This is a genomic window from Pantoea sp. BL1 (genome assembly GCF_000963985.1).
Taxonomy (GTDB): domain Bacteria; phylum Pseudomonadota; class Gammaproteobacteria; order Enterobacterales; family Enterobacteriaceae; genus Pantoea; species Pantoea rwandensis_B.
On record NZ_JZRH01000003.1, the window covers coordinates 332,839 to 346,086 of the forward strand.

At 54.7% G+C, this 13,248-nt stretch carries 13 protein-coding genes; 6 read left to right on the forward strand and 7 right to left on the reverse strand.

What is annotated here, in order from left to right:
• Positions 1–26: 26 nt before the first annotated feature.
• Positions 27–1,337 carry an inorganic triphosphatase gene (locus VH86_RS02955; RefSeq protein ID WP_045831826.1) on the reverse strand — a complete coding sequence of 437 codons (1,311 nt, stop codon included), beginning with the start codon at positions 1,335–1,337 and terminating at the stop codon, positions 27–29.
• 204 nt (positions 1,338–1,541) lie between these two features.
• On the opposite strand from VH86_RS02955, the gene VH86_RS02960 reads away from it, so the two are divergent.
• Positions 1,542–2,165, forward strand: a complete 624-nt coding sequence (locus VH86_RS02960; RefSeq protein ID WP_045831827.1) for a TIGR04211 family SH3 domain-containing protein — start codon at positions 1,542–1,544, stop codon at positions 2,163–2,165.
• Positions 2,166–2,305: 140 nt separating this feature from the next.
• Positions 2,306–3,538, forward strand: a complete 1,233-nt coding sequence (locus VH86_RS02965) for a multifunctional CCA addition/repair protein (protein ID WP_045831828.1) — start codon at positions 2,306–2,308, stop codon at positions 3,536–3,538.
• Between the two features lie 17 nt (positions 3,539–3,555).
• Here VH86_RS02965 and bacA read toward each other — a convergent pair whose 3' ends face one another.
• Positions 3,556–4,374, reverse strand: a complete 819-nt coding sequence (gene bacA, locus VH86_RS02970; RefSeq protein ID WP_038644661.1) for an undecaprenyl-diphosphate phosphatase — start codon at positions 4,372–4,374, stop codon at positions 3,556–3,558.
• A 191-nt stretch (positions 4,375–4,565) separates the two neighbouring features.
• Positions 4,566–4,925, reverse strand: a complete 360-nt coding sequence (folB, locus tag VH86_RS02975; RefSeq protein WP_034828354.1) for a bifunctional dihydroneopterin aldolase/7,8-dihydroneopterin epimerase — start codon at positions 4,923–4,925, stop codon at positions 4,566–4,568.
• A gap of 107 nt (positions 4,926–5,032) precedes the next feature.
• Between folB and plsY the strand changes: the two genes are divergently transcribed.
• Positions 5,033–5,629 (forward strand): glycerol-3-phosphate 1-O-acyltransferase PlsY, encoded by a 597-nt coding sequence (plsY, locus tag VH86_RS02980; RefSeq protein ID WP_045814811.1) that lies wholly within the window; start codon positions 5,033–5,035, stop codon positions 5,627–5,629.
• 30 nt (positions 5,630–5,659) lie between these two features.
• On the opposite strand, the gene tsaD is transcribed toward plsY, so the two are convergent.
• Positions 5,660–6,673: a tRNA (adenosine(37)-N6)-threonylcarbamoyltransferase complex transferase subunit TsaD gene (tsaD, locus tag VH86_RS02985; protein WP_045814812.1), complete on the reverse strand. Its 1,014-nt coding sequence runs from the start codon at positions 6,671–6,673 to the stop codon at positions 5,660–5,662.
• A gap of 278 nt (positions 6,674–6,951) precedes the next feature.
• On the opposite strand from tsaD, the gene rpsU reads away from it, so the two are divergent.
• The 3 genes from rpsU (at position 6,952) to rpoD (ending at position 11,236) form a co-directional block, all read left to right on the forward strand.
• The gene (rpsU, locus tag VH86_RS02990; protein ID WP_001144069.1) at positions 6,952–7,167 is read left to right on the forward strand and encodes a 30S ribosomal protein S21; all 216 of its coding nucleotides are present in this window, start codon (positions 6,952–6,954) and stop codon (positions 7,165–7,167) included.
• A gap of 118 nt (positions 7,168–7,285) precedes the next feature.
• Positions 7,286–9,031, forward strand: a complete 1,746-nt coding sequence (gene dnaG, locus VH86_RS02995) for a DNA primase (protein WP_045831829.1) — start codon at positions 7,286–7,288, stop codon at positions 9,029–9,031.
• A 360-nt stretch (positions 9,032–9,391) separates the two neighbouring features.
• Positions 9,392–11,236, forward strand: coding sequence for an RNA polymerase sigma factor RpoD (rpoD, locus tag VH86_RS03000; protein ID WP_034828348.1), 1,845 nt, complete (start codon positions 9,392–9,394; stop codon positions 11,234–11,236).
• A 47-nt stretch (positions 11,237–11,283) separates the two neighbouring features.
• Here rpoD and VH86_RS03005 read toward each other — a convergent pair whose 3' ends face one another.
• The 3 genes from VH86_RS03005 to VH86_RS03015 all read right to left on the reverse strand — a co-directional run bounded on the left by VH86_RS03005 (position 11,284) and on the right by VH86_RS03015 (position 13,230).
• Entirely contained in the window at positions 11,284–12,042 is a 759-nt protein-coding gene (locus VH86_RS03005; RefSeq protein WP_045831830.1) for a substrate-binding domain-containing protein, read from the reverse strand.
• 88 nt (positions 12,043–12,130) lie between these two features.
• Positions 12,131–12,646, reverse strand: coding sequence for a G/U mismatch-specific DNA glycosylase (mug, locus tag VH86_RS03010; RefSeq protein ID WP_045831831.1), 516 nt, complete (start codon positions 12,644–12,646; stop codon positions 12,131–12,133).
• The gene (locus VH86_RS03015; RefSeq protein ID WP_045831832.1) at positions 12,643–13,230 is read right to left on the reverse strand and encodes a TetR/AcrR family transcriptional regulator; all 588 of its coding nucleotides are present in this window, start codon (positions 13,228–13,230) and stop codon (positions 12,643–12,645) included. Before VH86_RS03015 ends, mug begins: the two co-directional genes overlap by 4 nt.
• Between the last annotated feature and the right edge of the window lie 18 nt (positions 13,231–13,248).

Sequence of the window (13,248 nt, forward strand, 5' to 3'; positions counted from 1 at the left end):
CTCCCTGATCCGATTGTGCGACCGGCTTAGCGTTTCACTCCGCTATTCAGCCAGAACGGCGATGGCCGAATGGCCAGATTAACCAGTTGAATCAACCCGCGATCCTGCTGGATGCGGATCGCATGCTGCAGTTCCTGCCAGCCTGCCAGCCAGACATTCACCTCTTCCGCTGGGTAAGCCCCTGCCAGCAGATGCACCGCTAGCAGCTGGCGATTCAGGCGCGTGGATTTGTCCTGGAATTCGTTAAACAGCTGCACATCGACGAAGGTCTCACGCAGATCGGCAGCAATACGGCTGAGCATGATGTCGCTGAAGCGTTTGAACGAACCCTGCAGCTTGCTTTTGCTCTTATCATCCAGCCAGTTCTGCCATTGCGACTCCACTAGCCAGTGAGTAAGTGCTAACTGAGCACCAACAGAGACAGGCGAGAAACAGGCGGTTTCCGCATCAATTTCCGCATCCGCTAACAGCTCATCCAGACGCGTCAGTTTCTGACGCAGATCGCTGCTCGCCTTGCGCGGTACCAGCGCACCAAACAGCGAAAACGCCTGACGCAGGGTTTCCAGCGCATCCATCACCGCTTCTTTGGCATCGGCATTTCCGCGCAGCCAGACTTCTTCGTGATACTGCCACTGGTTAAGACCGGCGGTCATTGCATTGACCATGCCCTGCTCTACCGTGGCTTTGGCACCGATTTTTTGCAGCGCTAACGCACGCAGTGGGCGGGCAGGATTGCCCTGAGCCAGCTGATAACCGCGCGCCGCTTTGCTCAAACTGCCCAGGCGCAGGCCGCCAGCGGTGATCAAGGCTTCTGCGAACTGCAGCATGTCGGCACGCTGGCCGCTTTTCAGCTCCAGCTCGACTTCATACAACGGCTCGCTCAATTCGCCTGCGGCGACGTCTCCGCGATCAAACGCCACTTCAATTTCGCTCTCACCAAACTGCACCAGCCAGGCTTCACGCTGGAAATGGGTGCTGAACAGCGGTTGCAGGCGCTGCTGTAATGCCGCGACATCGGTGCCTTCTGGCCAGATTTCGGCCGGCAGCTGGGCGATATCCAGCGTAGGCTCAGCGAGGTCGACGTTATATTCCGGGCGTTGATGCAGACCGCCCACGGTTTTTCCGGCGGCCTTCAGCGTCATCTCATAACGCTGATCGACACCGCGGATGCGCAGGCCCATATCCCAACGACGTAGCTGATTGTCATCGGTCTCAAAATAGATGTTAGTCAGCTCGCGTGCGGCGAAGTGCTGATGTGGCCACGCGGCAAGGGTTTCACCGAGTTTTTCGGCGGCTTGTGGTGTGGCAATGAACTTTAATTCGATTTCGATGGTCATAATTTTTTATTCAATACGCTGCTGGCACTTACGAGTTTAATCTGGCGAAGAGTAATGCACCGGAAGCCCGCTGTCTCCGCTTTCTTGTGCTTTTACGACCCTTTTCGCACCAGATTGAGACCAGGATAGTTCTCATTCAGATTTTTGAGAAGCGTCTCCAGACTGTGCCGGTAATTTTACGCCATTAAGAAAAAACGACATCGAATGAAAAAAATCACACTTGCTGCCCTTTCTTTGCTGGCATTTAGCGCCATCGCCCCCGTTCATGCTGCTGACGAAAAGCGTTATATCTCCGATGAATTATCCACTTGGGTACGCAGCGGTCCGGGCGATCAATATCGCTTGATTGGCAAGCTGAATGCCGGAGAGGAAGTCACCCTGTTGCAGGTCAACAACGATTCCCAATATGGTCAGATTCGTGATGCCGAAGGGAAAACCAACTGGATCCCACTGTCCCAGTTGAGTGCCGAACCTAGCCTGCGCACCCGCGTGCCGCAGCTGGAGCAACAGGTCAAAGATCTCACCGCTAAGCTGGCGAATATCGACAACAGCTGGAATCAGCGCACCTCTGAAATGCAGAGCAAAGTGGCGAACAGCGACGGCACCATTGACGGCCTGAAAGCGGAAAATCAGAAGCTGAAAAATGAGCTGATTGTCGCGCAGAAGAAAGTCAGCGCCGCGAACGTCCAGCTGGATGACAAACAGCGCACCATCATCATGCAGTGGTTTATGTATGGTGGCGGCGTGTTGGGTGTCGGCTTGCTGCTTGGTTTGGTATTGCCGCACATGGTGCCACGCCGTAACAAAAACGATCGCTGGATGAACTAAACCACCACGCCGATTTGTTCTTTTCTTCAAGGGGATCGTAAGATGCCCCTTTTGGCGTGCCCGATATTTAGCCAAAGTATGCAACAATAACGCAACATGCGTGCACGGCGCGCAGAATACATTGCCTCTGGAGTGGTTGAGTGAAGACGTTTCTGGTCGGTGGCGCGGTGCGTGATGCCTTACTGCGTTTGCCGGTAAAAGATAGAGATTGGGTGGTGGTCGGTGCCACACCTGAAGCGATGCTGGCACAAGGTTATCAGCAGGTGGGCCGGGATTTTCCGGTTTTTTTGCACCCACGCAGTCGTGAAGAGTATGCACTGGCGCGTACCGAGCGCAAAAATGGCAAAGGCTACACCGGTTTTGTCACACAATTTGCCCCGGACGTGACGCTGGAGCAGGATTTGCAGCGTCGCGATCTCACCATCAATGCCATTGCGCAGGCCGACGACGGCAGCTTAATCGACCCTTATCGCGGGCAGCAGGATTTGGCGAATCGCACCCTGCGCCATGTCTCCGCCGCCTTTAACGAAGATCCACTGCGCGTCCTGCGCGTGGCGCGTTTCGCTGCCCGTTTTGCCCACCTCAATTTCCGTGTCGCAGATGAAACTCAGGCCTTAATGCGTGAGATGGTGGAGAGCGGCGAGTTAGCTGACCTCACGGCCGAACGCGTGTGGAAAGAGACCGAAAAAGCCCTGCTGACCCGCAACCCGCAGGTCTATTTTCAGGTATTGCGTGACTGCGGTGCGTTGCAGGTGCTGTTCCCGGAGCTGGATAACCTGTACGGCATTCCGGCGCCGATCAAATGGCATCCCGAAATTGATACCGGCGTGCACGCGTTAATGACGCTGACGATATCTGCCGCCCTTTCAGATGAGTTGGACGTGCGCTTTGCCACGCTGTTCCACGATGTCGGTAAGGCGCTGACGCCGCCGGAAAAATGGCCGAGCCATCATGGTCACGGTTTAGCTGGCGTCCCGATTGTCGAAGCACTGTGCCAGCGGCTGCGCGTACCCAATCAGGTGCGCGACCTGGCGTTAATCGTCACCGAATTCCACGATATCGTCCACACCATTGAGCGTCAGTCTGCGGAGTCACTGGTGGCTCTGTTTGATCGCATTGATGCTTGGCGTAAGCCCGATCGCGTTGAGAAGATGGCGCTAACCAGCGAAGCTGATGCGCGCGGTCGCACCGGAATGGAAAGCCTGGCCTATCCACAAGGCGATTATCTACGTCAGGCGTTTGCACTGTCTCAGGCGGTGCCGACGAAGGAGGTAGTTGCAGCAGGTTTTAAAGGCCCAGCCGTGCGGGAAGAGTTGACGCGTCGTCGGGTGATGACGGTACAGGAAGGGTTGATCAACGTGCGGCCAGCATAACTGGCCGCACGCCGCGCTTACATGAAGATGGCGTAAACCGCCGCCGCCACGATAAAGCGATAGATAGCGAACGAGACAAACGAAATACGCTTAATCAGTTCCAGGAACACTTTGATGGCCAGCAGCGCAACGATAAAGGCGGTCACGAAGCCGACGGCGAACATCGGGAAATCCTGCATCGTCAGGAAGCCCATGCTCTTGTAGAGATCCAAGCCGGTCGCACCAATCATCATCGGCACCGCAAGGATGAACGAGAACTCCGATGCGGCATAACGACTCACGCCCATCAGCATACCGCCAGAAATGGTGGCACCCGAACGCGAGAAGCCCGGCCACAGCGCCAGACACTGGAAGCAGCCAATCATAAACGCCTGGCGGTAAGTGATATCATCGATACCTACCGCTTTAGGCTGTTTCGGCTTGAAGTACTCCGCGACCAACAGCAACACGCCACCAACGACCAGCGCGTACATCACGTTAATCGGATTAAACAGGCTTTTGATTTGATCGTGAAGCACCAGACCAATCACCACCGCGGGAACCATACCTAACAGGATGTGAATCAGCGTCAGTTTCCCGGTTCCGGTGCCTTCATGCGGCTCCTTACCGAAGTGAATACCAATCAGTCCGAACAGGCGGCGCCAGAACATCACCACTACCGCTAAAATTGAACCCAGCTGAATGACAACTTCAAAGGTTTCAGCTTTATCACCCTCAAAACCCAACAGATGGCCAACAATGATCATATGGCCCGTAGAAGAGACCGGCAGGAATTCCGTGAGGCCTTCCACAACCCCCAGGATTGCAGCAACCCAAAGCTGGTGAATATCTGCCATCAAAATTTTTCCTCTATCCGTTTTAAACAGTAAAAAGGCGGTCGCAAGGTGCTACCGCCTAAAATTATGCCTGCGCCACGCTGAAGGAAACCTTAAGAAAATCGGCAACTTCGCGTCCGTTAGCGCAACGGCCTCAAGTGAGACACACCATAATTTGGTTTGGTTTCATTGTGATGGCAATCACGGATGATTTATTTAGGAATAGTCCCGCGCTCAATACGCACGCCAACGGTCGCTGCCTGGGCCACCGCGCCAGGTTTCCCGACCTTGATACGTACACCGGGAGTTTTGAAACGATTCATCAACAGATCGGCAATTTCCTCCGCCACGCGTTCGACTAAGGCAAAGCGCTGGCCCTGCAGATGATTGAGGATAACCTCGGTGACATCGGCATAGCTCAGACAGTCGTTCACATCGTCACTCACCGCGGCACGACGGTTGTCCCACGCCATTTCGACATCGAGCACCAGCTTCTGCTGCATGCCCTGTTCCCAGTCGTAAACGCCAATGGTGGTGAACACGGTGAGTTGTTCTATAAATACGATATCCATGATGTCAGTCTCTGTTTTTGGCTAAGCCGGATACCACTTCCGGCGGATTATGCGTATTATCCACGCTTATCGAGAACAAAACGACCAAAAAGGAACGGTACGACGCTATGAGTGCTATCGCGCTTGGTATGATTATTTTCGCGTATCTTTGCGGCTCGATTTCCAGTGCGATCCTGGTTTGTAAACTCGCGCGCTTACCCGATCCGCGTACCGCTGGCTCCGGCAACCCAGGCGCGACCAACGTGTTGCGCATTGGTGGCAAAGCCGCTGCGGCTGCGGTACTGATTTTCGACGTGGCAAAAGGGATGATTCCGGTATGGATCGCCTATCTGCTGCACGTCACGCCGATGTATCTCGGCTTGACCGCGATTGCTGCCTGCCTCGGCCATATCTATCCGGTGTTCTTCCGTTTTCGTGGCGGTAAAGGCGTGGCGACGGCGTTTGGTGCGATTGCGCCGATTGGCTGGGATTTGACGGGATTGATGACCGGCACCTGGCTGCTGACGGTACTGCTGAGCGGCTACTCCTCGCTGGGTGCGATAGTCAGTGCGCTGATCGCGCCGTTTTACGTGTGGTGGTTCAAACCCCAGTTCACCTTCCCGGTTTCGATGCTCTCCTGTTTGATTCTGTTGCGCCATCACGACAACATCCAGCGCTTGTGGCGCGGCCAGGAAAATAAGATCTGGAAGCGGAAGAAGAAATAAAAAAACCGGCGCGATGCCGGTTTTTTCGTTTTAAATGGCGGGCAATTCTGCCAGTGGCCAACGTGGCCGGACGCTGACGCCCAATCCACCACGCGTACCGCCTTTCAGCCGCACCATGCCCGCATAGGCAATCATTGCGCCGTTATCGGTGCAGAACTCCGGACGCGCGTAAAACACCTCACCACCGCGTTTTTGCATCATCTCGGCCATGCGCTCACGCAGCGTGCGGTTGGCGCTGACACCACCGGCAATCACCAGGCGTTTAAAGCCGGTCTGATCCAGCGCGCGTTTGCACTTGATCATCAGCGTATCCACCACTGCATCCTCAAACGCACGAGCGATATCGGCACGCGCCTGCTCATCGCCGTTATGTTCACGAATGGTGTTAGCGGCGAAGGTTTTCAAACCCGAGAAGCTGAAATCCAGCCCTGGGCGATCGGTCATCGGGCGCGGGAATTTGAAGCGACCCGGCGTGCCCTGCTGCGCCATGCGTGACAGCATCGGCCCGCCTGGATAATCCAGACCGAGCAGTTTGGCGGTTTTATCGAAAGCTTCACCCGCCGCATCGTCAATCGATTCGCCCAGCAAAGTGTATTCACCAATGCCAGTGACGCTGATTAACTGCGTGTGACCGCCGGAGACCAGCAGTGCCACAAACGGAAACTCCGGTGGATTCTCTTCCAGCATCGGTGCCAGCAGATGGCCTTCCATATGATGGACTGGCACGGCAGGCACATTCCACGCGAACGCCAGTGCACGGCCGACAGTCGCCCCGACCAATAGCGCACCGACCAAACCTGGACCGGCGGTATAGGCCACGGCATCAATGTCTTTTGCGGCTAATCCGGCTTCTTTCAACGCAGCCTGAATCAGCGGAACGGTTTTGCGCACGTGGTCACGTGAGGCCAGTTCGGGCACTACGCCACCGTAATCGGCGTGCAGTTTGACCTGGCTATATAATTGATTCGCCAACAGACCGGACGCATCGTCATAAATCGCGATGCCGGTTTCATCGCAGGACGTTTCAATACCCAGAACTCGCATAGCTTTTATCACCCTCTTCTTGCGGCGCGCAGTGTAGCACAGGCGAATCACACGCTGGACGACTTTGCCAGGAAAAAGTGTTTTTCTGTCGCACAAAGAGTGCGCTATACTCCACGGCCTGAAAAAACCGGCAGCCGCGATGGCATATGTCTCTGTTGGTTCTAAATTGTTCATGGTGCTTTACAACTCGGCTACGGCTGGAGTAAAATGCTGCACCATTTTAAAAGTGCTGGCGCCGCAGTCAGCAGCAAAACCGAATTTATCGAGGTAAGAGTTACATGCCGGTAATTAAAGTACGTGAAAACGAGCCTTTCGACGTAGCACTGCGTCGCTTCAAGCGTTCTTGCGAGAAAGCAGGTGTTCTGGCGGAAGTTCGTCGTCGTGAGTTTTATGAAAAACCAACGACTGAGCGTAAGCGCGCTAAAGCGTCTGCTGTTAAGCGTCACGCCAAGAAACTGGCTCGCGAAAACGCACGCCGCACTCGTCTGTACTAATTTCTTTCGGAAGTTCGCTTCCGCCGCGTGTTAAACGCAGACAGAGTCAAGTAAGAGGCCGTGCTTTCCGAAAGGAAGCGCGGCTTGTTGCCGTTTATGAGCTGAAAAACCGGGGCTTATGGCTGGACGAATTCCACGCGTATTTATTAATGACTTACTTGCCCGCACGGATATCGTGGATCTTATCGATGCCCGCGTTAAGCTGAAAAAGCAGGGTAAGAACTATCACGCGTGCTGTCCTTTTCATAACGAGAAAACCCCCTCTTTCACCGTAAGCGGTGAGAAGCAGTTCTATTACTGCTTCGGCTGTGGCGCCAAAGGTAACGCCATCGATTTCCTGATGAATCACGATCGTCTGGATTTCGTCGAAAGCGTTGAGGAGCTGGCCACGCAACACGGCTTAGAAGTGCCGTATGAAGCGGGCAACGGCCCCAGCCCGATGGAACGTCATCAGCGTCAAAGTCTGTATCAGCTGCTGGAAGGCCTCGACGGTTTCTATCAGCAAAGCCTGCGTAACCCGCAAGCGACATCTGCACAAAATTATCTCGCCACACGCGGTCTCAGCCAGCAAGTGATCGATCACTTCGCGATTGGTTATGCGCCAGCAGGCTGGGATAACGTGCTGAAACGTTTTGGTCAGCAGAAAGAAGACCGCGAATCCTTAATGGAAGCGGGCATGCTGGTCAGTAACGATTCCGGCCGCACTTATGATCGTTTCCGTGATCGCGTGATGTTCCCGATTCGCGATAAGCGTGGGCGCGTCATTGGTTTTGGTGGACGTGTACTGGGCAACGATACGCCGAAGTACCTGAACTCGCCGGAAACACCGATTTTCCATAAAGGCCGTCAGTTATATGGCCTGTATGAAGCGCAAAAGAATCATCCGCAGCCCGCGCGTTTGCTGGTTGTAGAAGGCTATATGGACGTGGTGGCGCTGGCGCAATTTGGCATCGATTATGCCGTTGCCTCGCTGGGCACCTCGACCACCGCTGAGCACATTCAGCTGCTGTTCCGCTCTACCGACACGGTGATTTGCTGTTACGACGGCGACCGCGCGGGGCGCGAAGCCGCATGGCGTGCACTGGAAACCGCATTGCCTTACATGAATGACGGTCGTCAGCTACGCTTTATGTTTTTGCCTGATGGCGAGGATCCGGACACGCTGGTGCGTAAAGAAGGCAAAGAGGCGTTTGAAGCGCGGATGGAGCAGGCTTTACCGCTCTCCACGTTTTTATTCGACAGCCTGATGCCACAGGTCGATCTGAGCACGCGTGACGGTAAAACCAAGCTGGCAACGCTGGCGCTGCCGTTGATTAGCCAGATCCCCGGTGAAACTTTACGCATTTATATGCGTCAGAATCTGGGTAATAAACTCGGCATTCTGGACGATAACCAGTTAGACAAGCTGATGCCAAAGCAGGCAGAAATCGGCACTGCGCCAACGGCTCCCCCGTTGAAGCGCACCACCATGCGCGTGTTGATTGCGTTACTGGTGCAGAATCCGCAATTTGCCGCCATCGTTCCTACGCTGGATGGGCTTGAGCAGTCAAAAATGGCGGGTTTACCGCTGTTTGTGGAGTTAGTCAGTCGTTGTACTGAGAATCCTGGCCTGACGACCGGACAGCTACTAGAGTTATATCGCGGGACAGAATTTAGCCAGCCCCTTGAAACGCTGGCCACCTGGAACCACATGATAGTGGATGAAGAAGCAGAAGCCGTGTTCCAGGATTCACTGGCGAGTCTTTACGACTCAGCCCTTGAACAGCGCCTTGAAGCGCTTATCGCACGCGATCGTACCGAAGGCCTGAGCGCCGCCGAACGCCGCGAGTTCTGGGCCTTAAGCCAGGCATTAGCGAAAAAATAAGATTTTTACCAGACCAGAACGTTGAAGGCTGTTAAAGCCGCCGTTTTGGTTTGATCGTTCGGTTCGGTTTTAAGCGCACCGTACGAGGGCCGTCGGCGTCGAAGCCAGTTTCGTTACCGCCAGCGCGCAGTAACCGGAGCGTACTGAAGTACGTGAGGATTACGAGCACTGCCGGGGACGAAAATGGCAAGTAAGCCAGGCCCGCAAAGCAAGAATTCAAGCGGCTTAAGTGCCGATATATGAAGGGTCGATACCCTGGCCGCGTTGAAGGCAGCGGCAAAAGAACAACGCCTTCACTGTTATAGTTGGCTCGCTGCCGACCGACACCAATCTAATTAACAGAAGTGTGGATACCGTCTTATGGAGCAAAACCCGCAGTCACAGCTTAAGCTGCTTGTCACCCGTGGTAAGGAGCAGGGCTATCTGACCTATGCTGAGGTCAATGACCATCTGCCGGAAGATATCGTCGACTCCGATCAGATCGAAGACATCATCCAGATGATTAACGACATGGGTATTCAGGTTGTTGAAGAAGCACCTGATGCCGATGATCTGATGCTGAATGAGAACAGTACTGATACTGACGAAGATGCCGCAGAAGCTGCCGCGCAGGTACTCTCTAGCGTTGAATCTGAAATTGGCCGTACTACTGACCCTGTGCGTATGTATATGCGCGAAATGGGTACCGTTGAGCTGCTGACGCGCGAAGGCGAAATCGACATCGCTAAGCGTATCGAAGACGGTATCAACCAGGTTCAGTGCTCGGTTGCCGAATATCCGGAAGCCATCACCTATCTGCTCGATCAGTACGATCGTGTGGAAGCGGGCGAATCTCGCCTGTCTGACCTGATCACCGGCTTTGTTGACCCGAACGCGGAAGAAGATATCGCGCCAACCGCCACTCACGTGGGTTCTGAACTGTCTGAAGAAGACCGTAACGACGACGATGAAGAAGACGAAGATGGCGACGATGACAGCTCTGACGATGATAACTCCATCGATCCAGAACTGGCGCGCGAGAAGTTCAACGATCTGCGCACCCAGTACGAAACCACCCGTACCGTGATCAAAGCCAAAGGCCGCAGCCACGCTGATGCCGTTGCAGAAATCAATAACCTGTCTGAAGTGTTCAAACAGTTCCGCCTGGTGCCGAAGCAATTCGACTACCTGGTGAACAGTATGCGCGTCATGATGGAGCGCGTGCGTACGCAAGAGCGCCTGATCATGAAGCTGTGTATTGAAATCTGCAAAATGCCGAAGAAGAACTTCATCACGCTGTTCACCGGCAACGAAACCAGCCCAAGCTGGTTCAAAGCGGCGCTGGCCATGAATAAGCCCTGGTCAGAGAAACTGCTTGAAGTTGAAGATGATGTGACGCGTTCACTGCAGAAATTGCAGCAGATTGAAGAAGAGACCGGCCTGACCATCGAGCAGGTTAAAGACATCAACCGTCGCATGTCGATCGGCGAAGCCAAAGCGCGTCGTGCGAAGAAAGAGATGGTTGAAGCAAACTTGCGTCTGGTTATTTCTATCGCCAAGAAATACACCAACCGTGGTCTGCAGTTCCTCGATCTGATTCAGGAAGGTAACATCGGCCTGATGAAAGCGGTTGATAAGTTTGAATACCGTCGTGGTTATAAGTTCTCAACTTATGCGACCTGGTGGATTCGTCAGGCTATCACCCGTTCTATCGCCGACCAGGCACGTACCATCCGTATTCCGGTGCATATGATTGAGACCATCAACAAACTCAACCGTATTTCGCGCCAGATGCTGCAAGAGATGGGCCGTGAGCCAACGCCGGAAGAGCTGGCTGAGCGTATGCTGATGCCAGAAGATAAGATCCGCAAAGTGCTGAAAATTGCTAAAGAGCCGATCTCTATGGAGACGCCGATTGGTGATGATGAAGATTCACATCTGGGCGATTTTATCGAAGACACCACGCTGGAGCTGCCGCTGGATTCTGCTACCTCAGAAAGCCTGCGTTCAGCCACCCACGACGTGCTGGCGGGTCTGACTGCGCGTGAAGCGAAAGTCCTGCGTATGCGTTTCGGTATCGATATGAACACCGACCACACGCTGGAAGAGGTTGGCAAACAGTTTGACGTTACCCGTGAGCGTATTCGTCAGATCGAAGCCAAGGCGCTGCGTAAGCTGCGTCACCCAAGCCGCTCCGAAGTGCTGCGTAGCTTCCTTGACGATTAATCCTCGTTAAGACGAAAAACCCCGGCTTGCCGGGGTTTTTTATTGCCTTAAAACGGCGTCAGCCCTTTTTCCTGCATCATTTTGCGCGCGTTATCGCTCTGCAAATACTTCACAAACTGCGCCGCCGCCTGCTTCTGCTGCGTGCTACGCGTAATCACCGCGCCGTACAAAGTATCCTGCTGCACCGCCGGCGGGATTAACCCAACAATGGTAATCCCCTTCACCGCCTGCAATTCGCTGTTCTGCTGGAAGCCCAGCTCCGCTTTCCCCTGCGCCACCGCTTCACCCACCGGCGTGGCGGGGATCACTGACACTTTGCTGGCGGTCTTCGGCCCCAACTCCAGCTTGCTCAGCATCTTGCCTTGAATATATTTGCCGCTGGCACTGTCTGATATCGCGATGCTGGAGGCTTCCGTGAGGACCTGTTTGAATTTCGCCACCGTGCTGATATCCGGCGGCGTCATGCCCTGCTTCACCGCCATCGCGATATACGAGTGCGCCAGCACCTGAAGGCTGTTGCTATCCACAAACTTAGCCTGCTCCAGCGGCTTGATGGCGTAATCGACCATCACCAGCACATCGGCATTATCCTGACGCTTCAGACGATTAGGGATAGCCTGTGGCGTATCGCCCATTGAGGGTGCCGCTTCCAGCTGTAGGGTATTGCCGGTTTGCTGCTGATAATCCTGCTTCAGGCTCTCAATCACCGGATACATGCCACCGGAGCTAAATACTTTCAGCGTTTCCGCTTGTGCCGTCTGTTGCGCCATCACCAGCAGCGCCGCTAACGCGATTGTGCGTTTCATCTTCCCTCTCTTTATTTGCCATAAAGATTTGGGTTTAGTCAGAAACCACAGATTGAACAACTTCAGGGCCGCGTTAAGCGGAGCACGCTCACGTGTTATTCTGTAACCAATCATGAAGTTGGCGATAAGCTGCCGCCATCTCCTCTATCGTGGCGCGGTTCAAACCGCTGGGATTGGGCAGCACCCACAAACGCGTTTCGCCCAAGGTTTGCGGCTGCTCGCCCCACTCCACTTTGCGCTGTCGGAACGCCTTCTGGAACGCATCTTTGCCCAGTACCGCCAACGCACGCGGCTGATAGCGTAAGATCTTCTCCCGCAAACGCGCCCCGCCATCGCGCAGCTCATCACCCGCCAACTCATTGGCCTGAATGGTGGGACGCTCAACCAGCATAGTGATGCCACAACCGGTTTCCAGCAGCCGCTGCTCCTGTTCTGGTTTCAGCAATTCGCGGGTAAAACCGGCCTGATGGATCACCTTCCAGAAACGATTACCCGGATGAGCAAAGTGGAAGCCGGTGTGCGCCGATGACTTTCCCGGATTGATACCACAAAACAATACCTGCAAATCCGGCGCAATAATGTCCTGAATATCGTGCTCGCTCATGCGCTCTCCAGCCCCGCCCTTTGCTTCACTAACCGACGACTCACCGCCAGCATATTGCGCGCTTCCTCATCATCCGGACAGGCACGCGCCAGCGCCACCGCACCGACCATTTCCGCCAGCATGCTAGCGGCGACGTCATCAGCCTGAGGATGATGCATTTCGTTGAGAGCCTGCGCCAGCCGTTGCCGCACCGCATCGCGACGTTGCGAGAACAGCGTGCGTGTTTCAATCGGCAGATGGGCCATCTCACTCACCAGCGCAGGCATCGGACAGCCTTCTCCCGGCGTGTTGCGATGATGCTCAGAGAGATAGTTATCGATCAGTTGTGTCAGTCGCTCGGCGGGATCGGCAAGGCTGGTGATGGCCGCAAAGCGCTGCGCCGAATCAGCAAACATCTCGGCAATCACCGCTTCAACCAGCGCTTCTCGCGAATCAAAATGGGCGTAGAAGCCGCCGTGAGTTAAGCCCGCGCGCTTCATCAGCGCCGCCACGCCAATGCCTTCGGTGCCGCATTCGCGCATCACCACCGCTGCCTCATCCAGTATGCGCTGCCGCGTGCGCGCCTTGTGGCTTAGCTTTTCCATCTCTCACCATCCTGCTCA